This is a genomic window from Williamsia sp. Leaf354 (assembly GCF_001424365.1).
In the GTDB taxonomy this organism is placed as follows: Bacteria; Actinomycetota; Actinomycetes; order Mycobacteriales; family Mycobacteriaceae; genus Williamsia_A.
Window position 1 is genome coordinate 383226 of sequence record NZ_LMPL01000002.1, and the last position, 12974, is coordinate 396199.

7 protein-coding genes are annotated in these 12974 nt (G+C 70.3%); 2 read left to right on the forward strand and 5 right to left on the reverse strand.

Annotation, left to right across the window (positions count from 1 at the left end; all coding sequences use genetic code 11):
• Window positions 1-75 precede the first annotated feature (75 nt).
• The 5 genes from ASG12_RS09840 to aspS form a co-directional block, all read right to left on the reverse strand.
• Entirely contained in the window at window positions 76-1038 is a 963-nt protein-coding gene (locus ASG12_RS09840; RefSeq protein ID WP_055789466.1) for a transglutaminase family protein, read from the reverse strand.
• Window positions 1035-3743, reverse strand: a complete 2709-nt coding sequence (locus ASG12_RS09845; RefSeq protein WP_055789470.1) for a circularly permuted type 2 ATP-grasp protein — start codon at window positions 3741-3743, stop codon at window positions 1035-1037. The genes ASG12_RS09840 and ASG12_RS09845 overlap by 4 nt, the downstream gene beginning before the upstream one ends.
• 5 nt (window positions 3744-3748) lie before the next feature.
• Window positions 3749-7264: a transglutaminase family protein gene (locus ASG12_RS09850; RefSeq protein ID WP_055788682.1), complete on the reverse strand. Its 3516-nt coding sequence runs from the start codon at window positions 7262-7264 to the stop codon at window positions 3749-3751.
• 64 nt (window positions 7265-7328) lie between these two features.
• A complete protein-coding gene (locus ASG12_RS09855; RefSeq protein WP_055788686.1) occupies window positions 7329-8264 on the reverse strand; it encodes a DUF389 domain-containing protein in 936 nt (311 codons plus the stop codon).
• Between the two features lie 16 nt (window positions 8265-8280).
• Complete coding sequence (gene aspS / locus ASG12_RS09860; RefSeq protein WP_055788689.1) at window positions 8281-10083, reverse strand: aspartate--tRNA ligase; 1803 nt, start codon at window positions 10081-10083, stop codon at window positions 8281-8283.
• A 118-nt stretch (window positions 10084-10201) separates the two neighbouring features.
• On the opposite strand from aspS, the gene ypfJ reads away from it, so the two are divergent.
• Together ypfJ and ASG12_RS09870 are read left to right on the forward strand one after the other, a co-directional pair.
• Complete coding sequence (ypfJ, locus tag ASG12_RS09865) at window positions 10202-11086, forward strand: KPN_02809 family neutral zinc metallopeptidase (protein WP_055788692.1); 885 nt, start codon at window positions 10202-10204, stop codon at window positions 11084-11086.
• Between the two features lie 220 nt (window positions 11087-11306).
• Window positions 11307-12974 carry a DUF885 domain-containing protein gene (locus ASG12_RS09870; RefSeq protein WP_055788695.1) on the forward strand — a complete coding sequence of 556 codons (1668 nt, stop codon included), beginning with the start codon at window positions 11307-11309 and terminating at the stop codon, window positions 12972-12974.

A 12974-nucleotide genomic window follows, 5' to 3' on the forward strand; every position in this document is an offset into this window, starting at 1 on the left:
TCCCCAACCTACCCAACTCGCCACGTCGGACCATCCTCGAGGCGATGGACAGTCCACCACCCGCGTACAGATGTCCTACGGCGAGATCGTCGCGTCCTGCGGCCCCGGCGACTCTTCTTGCGACACGGTCGGCAGTTCGTGCGGCGCCACGTCCACCGACACCGAGATCGTGCTCGATGTCGAATCCGTGTAGATCACTCCACGGAGCGGCGGAACATCATCATAGTCACGTCCCCACGCGACTGTGACGTGCCTCTCATCGACGAGCTTGTCGTTGGTGGGATCGAAAGCGATCCACTGCCCTCCCGGGACCCACACCGCCGCCCAGGCGTGGCTGGCGTCGGCGCCGACGACCCGTTCGCGGCCGGGCGGCGGATCGGTCGCGAGGTAGCCCGAGACGTACCGCGCGGCAAGACCGTTGGCGCGCAGGCAGGCGATCGCGACGCGGGCGAAGTCCTGACAGACACCCTCGCGACGCTCCATCACCGTCGCGACGCGCGTGCTGACCGCCGTCGACCCCGACTTGTAGGTGAAGTCCTGGTTGATGCGCGTGGTGAGATCCCCGATCACCTCGATCAGGGGTCGACCCGGGGTGAACACCGGGGCCGCGTACTCGCGGACGGCGTCGGTGATCTCGGGCGGGAAGAGATCGAGGACGAACTCCCGCGCGTCGGCGTCGCCGCTCGCGGTGGGCCGGGCGTGCTCCCACGGCGCCACCGCAGGTCCGGTGCCGATGAGGTCGGGGTCGATCGGGTCGACATCGACCAGGGACGACCCGGTGACCTCGAGTCGGTGGTGCGGGGTCCGGACATGAAAGTAGATGTCGGCGTTGCCGAAGATGTCGGTGCCGGTCGACCGGTCGGCCGGTTCGGGGTCGATGGTCACCTCGGCGGAGAGAACCCGCTGGCCGGGCATCGAACGCGGCATCAGGAAGCACCGACCGAACGATGCGCTGACCACGTCGGCGTACTCGTAGGTCGTGCGGTGGGTGACCCGATAGCGGCGCGTCGACACCGATTCGACCGCGGGGGCCCTCACGGCGCGTCCACCGTGCCGCCCCACAGCGGCTGGATGTCGCGGGGAGGTGCGAAACGGGTGCGGCCGAGGACGTCGGACACCTCGCGCACACCGCGGGCCAGGGTCGTCATCAGCTCGGCGAGGTCGGCGCGGCGGTCGGAGTCGTCGACGGCGACCAGATCGGCGGGGTCGACGCGCCGCAGTTCGGCGATCAGGTCCTCCACGGTGCGCTCGACCGCGGCGGAGCGGATCTCGTCGGGCAGCGCGACGAAGTCGTCGCGCAACCGGCCGAGCTGGTAGATCATCGATCGCGGGTTGGTCTCGTCGAACATCGCCAGGACCAGCACCGAACGCAACCGCACCACCCCGCGGTTGCGACGGCGGTAGATGACGGCCGATTCGTTGGCGACGAGGAACGCCTCGAGCAGCGCCTGTTCGATCTCCGGGTCGTGTGCGTCCACCAGCGTCGTGCGCGTGATGTCGGCGAGCACCAGCGCCCGCTCGATGCGTCGTCCGGCGTCCATGAACAGCCACCCCGGGTCGTGCACCATCGACTCGGCCTGCAGACCCGCGAGCGCGAGCAACCCGTGCAGCATCGCCTCGTGGGCGTGCGCGAGGTCGTCGACGTCGACGCTGCTGTCATCGGGTGCGTCGGCGGCGACGGTGTGGGCGAGATCGGCGAGCGCCCGTTCGATCGTGCCCAGCACCATCCAGGTGCTCGTCGACATCTGGTCGCGGGCCGCGCGCGCCGCGGCGACGAGGCGGTCGACGGCGTGGGCGATCGAGCCGGGTGTCGAGCGCGACATGGTGAGTCGACCGAGTGCGGCGAGCGCGAGTGTCGCGTCGCCGACGGTGGTGTGCCCGGAGTCGACGGGGGGCAGCGGCCCCAGCCGGCCCGCGGTGGCCGTCGTCGTCGCCACTGCGGACAGGAACAGCGGCAGGGCTCCGGTGCCCGGCATCCAGGGGCGGTGGTCGCGGGCCTGGTAGCGCTCGCGGGCGACCGCGGTGAGGCGCACGGTGAGTTCGGCCCGTTCGCCGTAGCGACCGAGCCAGAACAGGTCGGCCAGCACACGCGGCGAGGTCGCCGACCGGTCTATGCCGAATCCGGTGGTCGGAAGCGACACCGGCTGTGCCGATTCCGCGACACGGGTCGTGTCACCGACTCCCTCGGGGCTGGTCACCCAGACGTCCTTGGCGGCCACGGCCCGCATCGTCGACCCGGCCGGGCCCTGTTCCAGCACCTGCCCGAGTCCGCCGGGCATCACGCTGTACCCCGAACTCGACGACACTGCGAACGTGCGGATCGCGACCGGCGCGGCGCGCAGTCGCATCCCGGCGCCCGGCGCGGCCGGGGCCATCGACGGGGCCACCGAGAACCCCTCGGGGCGACGCGCCACCCACTGCCAGGGGTCGGCGTCGATCCGGTCGCCGACGGTGTCACTCTGCGCCGACGACAGCTCGGGTCCGAGGAACTGTTCGCCGGTGCGGACGTTGTCGATCACGAGCTCGAGAAGTTCGGCGCGGATCTTCGATCGGTCGAGATCGTCACCGGCCCAATATGTCTCGACGGGACGCAGCAGCAGGTCCTCGTCGAGCAGTGCCCGGGACAGACGCTCGGCCACGGTGTGCAGCGCGGGGTTCTCGAGGACCCCGCTGCCCAGGGTGTTGACGACGGTGACGTTGCCGCGCGCGATCGCCTCGACCAGTCCCGCGACCCCCAGCCGTGAGTCGGTGCGCAGGTCGAGCGGATCGCAGAACGCGGCGTCGACGCGCCGCAGGATCACGTCGACCCGTTTGAGACTGCCCAGCGACCGCATGTAGACGACGCCGTTGACGACGAGAAGGTCGGCCGACTCCACGAGCGGGAAGCCCAGTTGTGAGGCGACGTAGGCCTGGTCGAACGCGGTCTCCGACAACGAGCCCGGGCTGAACACGACGACCGTCGGGTCGTCGGCGCCCGGCGGGGCGTGGTCGAAGAGGGCGAGCCGCAACGTGCCGGCGAAGGTGGTCATCGCCCTCGGCCCCACGCGGCCGAATGCCCGCGACAGCGCGCGGGAGGTGAGCCGGCGGTCGGCGATGGCGTAGCCGATGCCCGACGGGGCCTGGGTGTGATCGGCCCACACCACCGGCGAGCCGTCGGCGGTGCGTCCGATGTCGGTGGCGTGCAGGAACAGTGCGTGGGGGCCGGGGTTGCCGAGACCCGCCGCCTTGCGGATGTAGCCGGGATGCCCGAACACCATCTCCGGGGCTACGAGGCCCGAGGTGAGTGTGCGCCGTTCGCCGTAGATGTCGACGAGCAGTCGGTCGAGCAGCACCGCGCGTTGCGCCACAGCGGATTCCAGGGCCGCCCACTGACCTCCGTCGACGACGAGCGGCACACTGTCGAGTTCCCAGAGCTGCGCCGGTTGCGGCGGCGCGGTCGGCGACGCCACACGATCGCCGGTCGGGGTGTAGGTGATGCCCTCGTCGGCGACCATGGTCCGCAGACGGGTCGCGGTGCGGGTCAGACCGGCCTCACCGGTGCGGGCGACGCCGTCGACGAGGCCGTCCCAATGGGGACGCACGGCACCGTCGGCGTCGATGAGTTCGTCGTACGGGATCGACGCGTCGGCGCCGCCACCCCGCACGCGATCGGGGTCGAAGAGTCCGAAGCGGTCGGATCGATACCGGTCGACCACGGCCGAGACCTGCGCGGGTCGCCCGGAGGGCGGCGAGGGTGGGTGCACCGAGGTCACCGCAGGACCGTACGCGCCCGCCGCAGGTCGAGGATCGTCGGCACGCCGAGGTCGGTCGCGAGGCGCGCCGCCATCTCGCGCAGCGCCGCGGTGTCGACCGGGCCCGGGGTGTGGCCGATCGCCTCGAAGCGGCCGTTGCGCCGCGATTCGGCCTCGACGGCGTTGACGGGCGGCCGCTCATAGGCCCGGCCACCCGGGTGGATGACGTGATAGGTCGCACCGCCCACCGACCGGCCCGAGAACGTGTCGACCATGTCGAACACCAGCGGTGAGTCGATCCCCACGGTCGGGTGGAGCGCGCTGGGGGGTTGCCAGGCCCGGAACCGGATGCCCGCGACACGTTCGCCGGGGCGACCCGTCGGCGTCAGCGGCAACGGGAAACCGTTGCAGGTGAGGATGAACCGGTCGTCGTCACTGCCCTGCACCCGCACCTGCACGCGCTCGATCGACGAGTCGACATACCGGGCGGTGCCGCCGGCGGTCGACTCCTCGGCGAGGACGTTCCACGGCTCGATCGCCCCGCGCAGCTCGATCTCCTGGTCGCGGATCTGCACCGTGCCCAGGCGCGGGAAACGGAACTCGGTGAACGGATCGAGCCATGCGGTGTCGAACTCGTGGCCCGCCTCACGCAGGTCCTCGGCCACCTGCGCGATGTCGGCGATCACGTAGTGCGGCAGGAGGTGCTTGCCGTGCAGGTCGGCGCCGTGGCGGACCAGTCGACCACGGAAGGGGTGGTCCCAGAACCAGGCCACCAGACTCCGCACGAGCAACGACTGCACCATGGCCATCTGATGGTGCGGCGGCATCTCGAACGCCCTCAGTTCGAGCAGCCCGAGGCGTCCGCGCGCGGAATCGGGGCTGTAGAGCTTGTCGATGCAGAACTCGGCCCGATGGGTGTTGCCCGTGATGTCGGTCAGCAGATGCCGCAGCGCACGGTCCACCGTCCACGGGCTCGCGTCACCGTCCTCGCCGGTGAGACGGTCGATCTCGGCGAACGCGATCTCCATCTCGTAGAGCGCACTCTCCCGCCCCTCGTCGGCGCGTGGCGCCTGCGAGGTGGTGCCGATGAACCGGCCGGAGAACAGGTACGACAGCGACGGGTGACGCTGCCAGTAGCTCAGCATCGACACCAGCAGGTCGGGTCGGCGCAGCATCGGCGACTCGGCCGCGGTCGATCCACCGAGGGTGATGTGGTTGCCACCACCGGTACCGCCGTGACTGCCGTCGAGATCGAACGACTCGGTGCCGAGTCGGGCGTGGCGTGCCTCGCGATAGATCGTCTCCAGCAGGGTCGACTGCTCGGCGAACGACGCCGTGGGCTGGATGTTGACCTCGATCACCCCGGGATCGGGGGTGACGGTGAGTGACTGGACCCGCCCGTCGGCGGGCGGTCCGTAGCCCTCGACCACCACCGGCCGACCGATCGCGGTCGCGGCGGTCTCGATCACGCTGACGAGATCGACGAACTCCTCGAGCCGTTGCGTGGGCGGGAGGAACACGTAGAGGACGTTGTCGCGGATCTCGGCGACGAGGGCGGTCCGGGGAACCGGACGGTCCGCGGGATCGTCCTCGACGCTCTCGTCGGACTCGGCCTCGGTGTCGGTCTCCTCGGTGTCGTCCTCGTCGTCGGCGACGCCCGGTGTGGGAGGCAACGGTGGCGCGGTGATGCGCAACGGAGCGGCCGGCGCCGTCGGATCGGCCTCGAAGGTGACCGGCGCCGGACCCCACGACAGCGAGTCGAGCGGGAGTCGCAGCCCCGCGGGGCTCGTACCCGCGGTGAGGACGAGGCGACCGCGTCGGGTGGTCCAGGCCGCGCTCTCCCAGGCGGTGTCGTCCTCGGTGCGGCTCACCGGCAGCACGTGCGCGGTGGGCGCGGTGACCGGTTCGTCCAGCCGTGCCAACAGTTCCCGACGCGCGGCGGTGCCGTCGTCGATCGGTGTGAGGTCGCGGCCGCGTCCGCGGAACCCCGCGGTCGGGTCGTCGTCATCGGCGTCGGGTTCGGTCGTGATCGCGGTCGGTTCGCCCTCGGGGCTGCGGAGCAGCTCGGCCAGGCGCAGCAGAGGATCCTCGAACGCGGGCTGTACGGCATCGCGGGTGACGCCGATGGCGTCGGCGACCGCGTCCATGAACGCCCCGGTGACCTCCGCCGAGCCCGCGTCGGGACGGGTCACCGACGTCGACATCGACGCGGCGGCCGTCTCGGCGTCGGCCCAGGGGTCGGCGAGCAGTTCCGGCTGATGCCACAGCGCCTCGCCGTCGGTGCGCCAGAGCAGACCGATCTGCCAGCGCGGCAACGGTTCTCCGGGATACCACTTGCCCTGGCTGCGCTGCACGAGCCCGGTCGGCGCGTAGATCGGACGCAGCCGACCGGCCAGCACCGACGCCAGTCGTCGCTTGTCGGGGCCGTCGGCGGCGGTGGTCCATTCCGGCGCGGTCTGGTCGTCGATCGACACGAACGTCGGCTCGCCACCCATCGTCAGACCGACGCCGCGCTCGCGCATGCGGGTGTCGACCACGGCCCCGAGGTCGACGACCCGGCGCCACTGATCGTCGGTGTAGGGCAACGTGACCCGCGGATCCTCGTGGAAGCGGGTGACGACGTTGGAGAAGTCCATCGTCGCGTGGCACGGGCCCGTCGCACCGGTGATCGGCGCCGCGCCGCCCGGCGACGGCGTCGCGGCCAGCGGGATGTGGCCCTCGCCGGCGAACAGACCCGACGTCGGGTCCATGCCGACCCATCCGGCACCGGGCAGGAACACCTCGGTCCAGGCGTGGAGATCGGTGAAATCGGCCGACGGCCCCGACGGACCGTCGATCGACTTGACGTCCGACGTCAGCTGGACCAGGTACCCGGACACGAATCGCGCGGCCAGTCCGAAGCGACGCAGGATCGCCACCATCAGCCAGGCCGAGTCGCGACACGATCCGATGGCGCTGGTGAGCGTGTACTCCGGACTCTGCACCCCGGCCTCGAGGCGGACCGTGTAGTTCACGTCGTCGCGCAGGGCGCGGTTGACCGCGACCAGGAAGTCGATGATGCGGATCGGTCCGGTCGGGCGGTGATCGGCCACCCACTGCGCGACGGTGGGGCTGTCGTCGTCTGCGTCATCGCCACCGCCGGCGCTGTGGCGACCCGGCGTGGAGTCGGTGACCGGACGCAGGTAGGCCTCGAGGTCGGTGCGCATCGCGTCGGGGTAGGTGAACCCGAAATCCTCGGCCCAGTCCTCGATGAAGAAGTCGAAGGGGTTGATCGAGGTGAGGTCGGCGACCAGACCGACGGTGATGCTCAGCGACGTCGTCGGCTCCGGGAACACCAGCCGCGCCTGATAATTCGCGAATGCGTCCTGCTGCCAGTTCACGAAGTGACCGGCAGGCTCGACGGCGAGCGTGTACGCCTCGATCGGGGTCCGGGAGTGCGGTGCGGGGCGGAGTCGGACCACGTGGGGGTACACCTTCACCGGCCGGTCGAAGGAGTAGCTCGTCCGGTGTTCCAGTGCCACCTTGATGGTCAACGCCGTGTACCCCTGTCCGTCACCTGCGGCCGCGTCGCGAACCGACGCACCGCAGACGATCCCATCACAGATCCGGGGTTGTCGCCGCGCGCCGACGGGCCAGCAGACGGTGCACCGCGAGCACGCAGACCCCGGCCACCACGATGCCGACCATGTTGACCGCGAGCTGTGCCGTCGACTCCGCCGCGACGCGCCACTGGCCCAGCGTCGCGGCCACCACCGCGTAGCCCGCGGCCGGGACGGTGGTCACCGAGATGAACACCCCGACCAGTGCGGCGGACTTCGCCGACACCAGGGAGAGCATCCCCGCGGCCCCGGCCAGGATCGCGACCACCAGTGAGAACGGACCGACCTGATAGATGAAGTCGACCTGGTCGGCGGAGGTCACGTCGGTGATGTCGACGGTTCCGGTCGCCTCGCCGAGGACGGCGGCCAGGCCGGTGACGACCATGGCGACCGGGAACCCGAGGAGCAGTGCGTAGACCGACCGGCGTGCGAGGTCGAAGCGGCGACGGACGAACCCGACGGCGATACCGGCGAGCGGTCCGAACTCGGGTCCGACGACCATGGCGCCGACGACGGTCACCGGCGAATCGGTGATGACACCCACCGCGGCGAGGAGGCACGCCAGGGTCAGAAACGTGACGAAGGTGACGCTGAGCGTCGCGTCCTCACGCGTCCGACGGGTCAGTTCCTCCCAGATGATGGCGTCGTCGGGGTCGCCCGGCGCATCCTTCTCGGCACGCACGGCCGCATCGGAGATCACCGTGTCGAGCGGCTCCATGGTGATGGCTCCGTCGTGGGTGAGTCCCAGCGCGAGCAGGTCGTCGAGGACGTCGTTGACCGCCTCGCGGGTGATGTCGGCCTCCACCAGATCGCCCGCCGGTTCGACCGCCGCACCCGGGTGGACGATCAGGTGGGTGACACCGACAGCCTCACGCAGCAGGGTCACCACGTCGCCGGCGCAGTGGTCCGGCGCGATGATCCGCAGGTGCAGCACGGGTGACGAGTGTCGATCAGGCGGTGGCGGGAGGCGGTGTCTGCGCCTGCGCCGCGGGCTTCGGCGGCGGTGCGTCGATGCCCGACTCCTTGCGCTGCGCCGGGGTGATCGGTGCGGGGGCCTCGGTCAGCGGGTCGACGCCGCCACCGGACTTCGGGAAGGCGATGACCTCACGGATCGACCCCTCGTGGGCCAACAGTGCGGTGATGCGATCCCAGCCGAAGGCGATGCCGCCGTGCGGCGGAGCGCCGAACGCGAAGGCGTCCAACAGGAATCCGAACTTCTCCTGCGCCTGCGCGTTGTCGATGCCCATGAGCGCGAACACGCGCTCCTGCACGTCGCGCCGGTGGATACGGATGCTGCCGCCACCGATCTCGTTGCCGTTGCAGACGATGTCGTAGGCGTACGCGAGTGCCGCACCCGGATCGGCTTCGAGGTTCTCGAGCGACTCGGGCTTGGGTGAGGTGAACGCGTGGTGCACCGCGGTCCAGGCACCCGAGCCCACCGCGACGTCGCCGGTGGCGGTCGCGTCGGCCGTCGGCTCGAACAGCGGGGCGTCGACGATCCAGGTGAAGGCCCAGGCGGCGGGATCGATGAGGTCGAGCTTGCGGGCGATCTCGCCGCGTGCGGCGCCGAGCAGCGCCCGCTGCGCCTTGGTCGGTCCGGCGGCGAAGAACACGCAGTCCCCCGGCTTCGCGCCGACGTGGGCGACGAGCCCGTCGCGCTCGGCGTCCGACAGGTTCTTGGCGACCGGTCCACCCAGGGTGCCGTCCTCGCCCACGAGGACGTAGGCCAGGCCCTTGGCGCCGCGCTGTTTGGCCCACTCCTGCCAGGCGTCGAGCTGGCGACGGGGCTGGCTCGCCCCACCGGGCATCACGACGGCGCCGACGTACTCGGCCTGGAAGACGCGGAACGGGGTGTCGGAGAAGAAGTCCGCACACTCGACGAGTTCGAGGTCGAACCGCAGGTCGGGCTTGTCGCTGCCGTAGCGGCGCATCGCCTCGGCGTAGGTCATCCGCGGGATCGGGGTCGGGACGGTGTAGCCGATGAGCTCCCACAGCGACACCAGGATCTCCTCGGCCAGGGCGATCACGTCGTCCTGGTCGACGAAGCTCATCTCCACGTCGAGCTGGGTGAACTCCGGCTGTCGATCGGCGCGGAAGTCCTCGTCGCGGTAGCAGCGCGCGATCTGGTAGTACCGCTCGAGGCCACCGACCATCAGCAGCTGCTTGAACAGCTGCGGGCTCTGCGGAAGCGCGTAGAACGACCCCGGACGTAATCGCGCCGGCACGAGGAAGTCGCGGGCACCCTCGGGGGTGGAACGGGTCAGGGTCGGGGTCTCGACCTCGACGAAGTCACGGGCGCCGAGCACGGCCCGCGCGGCGGCGTTGACCTTCGAGCGCAGCCGGATGGCGGCGGCGGGGCCCTCGCGGCGGAGGTCGAGGTAGCGGTACTTGAGGCGTGCCTCCTCGCCGGGCGACTCGTCGAGCTGGAACGGCAGTGCAGCCGACTCGTTGAGCACGGTCAGTTCCGAGGCGTTGATCTCGATGGCGCCCGAGGCGAGGTTGGCGTTCTCGCTGCCCTCGGGACGGGTCTCGACGACGCCGGTGACCTGCACGCAGTACTCGGCGCGCAGGCGGTGGGCGATGTCGGCGACCTGCTCGTCGCGGAACACGACCTGCAGCAGCCCTGAGCTGTCGCGCAGATCGATGAAGATCACCCCGCCGTGATCACGACGGCGCGCCACCCATCCGACGACGGTGACGGTCTCGCCATCGTTGTCGGCTCGCAGAGATCCGGCGAAATGGGTGCGCAGCACGGGCGTCCTCTCATGGAAAAGGTGGTGCCGAGGGTCGCCTCGACGGTCGTGATCCTACGTAGGATCATCCTCCGAACACGAATGCGTTTCGCAGTCGTGCGCAGGCGACAGGAGAGCGATGACGTTCCAGGGTGACGGTCCACTCGACACCAGCGGGGTCTCCGGCGGCGGTGGCGGCGGACGTGGCCGCATCGCGCTCGGCGGCGGTGCCGGCCTGATCGTCGCGATCGTGGCGGTGCTGTTCGGCGTCAATCCCGGCGACATCCTCGGCGGCGACGGCGATTCGACGTCGAGCGTCTCGTCGGGGACGTCCGACTCGTCGGGGACGAACACCGCCATCCAGAGCCAGATCGACAGCTGCACCATCGCCAAGGCCAACACCGACACCATCTGTCGGATCGTCGCCACCACCAACAGCCTCGACAAGGTGTGGCCGACCCTCGTCGACGGGTACACCAAGCCCAAGACGGTGATCTTCGCCGACGCGATCACCACCGGCGGCTGCGGTTCCGCCACCTCCGCGGTCGGCCCGTTCTACTGCCCCGGCGACAAGACCGCCTACTTCGACCCGACCTTCTTCACGACACTGTCCGATCAGCTCGGGGGCAGCAACGCCCCGCTGGCCCAGGAGTACGTCGTCGCCCACGAGTTCGGGCACCACGTGCAGAACCTGCTCGGCACCATGGACCAGGCCCAGCGGCTCGGATCCCGCGGCGCCACCTCGGGTTCGGTCCGGCTGGAACTGCAGGCCGACTGCTACGCGGGCGTGTGGGCCGAACACGCCGACAAGGGCCCCGACGCGATGCTCGAGCCGCTCACGAGCGAGCAGATCGACGACGTGATCACCACCGCGAAGGCGATCGGCGACGACACCCTGTCGGGAAAGAACGACACCGAGGGCTGGACACACGGTTCGGCCGATCAGCGCGTGCGCTGGTTCACCACCGGGTACCGCTCCGGCGACCCCGCGAGCTGCGACACCTTCTCCACCAACCGCCTGTAGGACCTCAGTTGGGCACTTAAAACCTCAGTTGGGCACTTAAAGACCTCAGTTGGGCACCTAAAGACACCAGTTGGGCACGTAACGACACCAGTTGGGCACGTAACGCGCCGGCTGGGCTCCGCGGCACGCGACGGAGCGATCCGGTGCCCCACTGCGGTCGTTATGTGCCCAACTGCGGTCGTTTCCTGCCCAACTGCGGTCGGTCTGATTGCATGGGCTCATGACCGGTCCCGAGACGCCCCGCACCTCCACCGCCGTCGACGCCATCGCCGACGATTTCCTCGCGCGGTCGTGTGCCGCCGATCCGGTGTTCTCCACCCTCACCGGCGTGCGCGGCAACGACCACGCACTCACCGACTACTCCCCCGACGCGATCGCCGGACGGTCGGACCTGGCACGTGAGACCCTGCGCGCGCTCGCCGCGGCGACCCCGGTCGATGACGTCGACCGCGTGACCGTGGCGACGATGACCGATCAGCTCGGCCGTGGACTCGCCGTCGACGACGCCGGGCTCCGGGTGGGCGAGGTCAACGTCATCGAGTCGCCGTTGCAGGCGATGCGGGACGTGTTCGACCTCATGGGCACCGACTCCGACGACGACCGGTCGGTGCTGCTGTCACGTGTCCGTGCCATCCCGGGGTGCGTCGACTCGATCGTGGCCGGTCTGCGCCATCGGGTCGGTCGCGGAGAACCCGTGGCACGACGTCAGGTCGAGCTCGTCGCGGCCCAGTCGGGCGAGGCGGTCGACGCCATCTGGACGAACGTGGCCACCGCACTCGCCGGTTCACCCGCCTTCACCGACGATTTCGACCGCGCCCGACCCGCCGCCGCCGAGGCCTTCGATCGACTGCGCGAGGTCCTCACCACCGAGGTGCTCCCCCACGCAGTCGGGCACGACGGTGTGGGCCGCGACCGCTACCGGCTGCACTCGGCGGAGTTCGTGGGCACCGACATCGATCCCGACGAGTCCTACGCCTGGGGCCTCGATCACCTGCAGTCGATCGTCGCCGAACAGGAGACACTGGCCGAGCAGATCGCCCCCGGCGCCGGGGTCGCCGGTGCGCTCGCCGCCCTCGACGACGACCCGCGTTATCAGATGACCGATCGCGACGCCTTCGTCGCGTGGATGCAGGATCTCTCCGACCGGGCCACGAGCGGACTCGCCGGGACCCACTTCGACATCCCGGACGGTCTCACCGCGCTCGAGTGCCGTCTCGCGCCGTCGGCGGTCGGGATCATCTACTACACGATGCCCAGTGAGGACCTCACCCGACCGGGCCGCATGTGGTGGTCGGTGCCGCCGGAGCAGACGGTGTTCCACACCTGGCAGGAGACGACCACCGTCTTCCACGAGGGTGTCCCCGGGCATCACCTGCAGCTGGGCCAGGCCATGATCAGCCCCGAACTGAACCGGTGGCGCAAGCTGGCCTCGTTCACCTCCGGGCACGGAGAGGGCTGGGCGCTCTACGCCGAACGGCTGATGGACGAACTCGGCTGGCTGACCGACATCGGCGACCGCATGGGGATGCTCGACTCGCAACGTCTGCGCGCCGCCCGCGTCGTCGTCGACATCGGCGTGCACTGTGGACTGCGCGCTCCCGACTCGGTCGGCGGCGGCATCTGGGACGCCGACAAGGCGTGGCAGTTCCTGTGCGACGCGGTGGCGATGGACCGCAACGTGCTGCGCTTCGAGCTCAACCGCTATCTCGGCTGGCCGGGTCAGGCACCGTCGTACGCCCTGGGGCAGCGGGTGTGGGAACGCACCCGCGACGACTACCTCCGGGCCAACCCCGACCGAACACTGCGCGACTTCCACTCGCGCGCACTGCGATTGGGCGGGGTGAGCCTCGACGTGCTGCCGAGCGGCGTGGCCGGGACCACCGACTAG

Coding starts and splice junctions, on each gene's coding strand:
- ypfJ (WP_055788692.1), top strand. CDS start 10,202: ATGACGTTCCAGGGTGACGGTCCACTCGACACCAGCGGGGTCTCCGGC.
- ASG12_RS09870 (WP_055788695.1), top strand. CDS start 11,307: ATGACCGGTCCCGAGACGCCCCGCACCTCCACCGCCGTCGACGCCATC.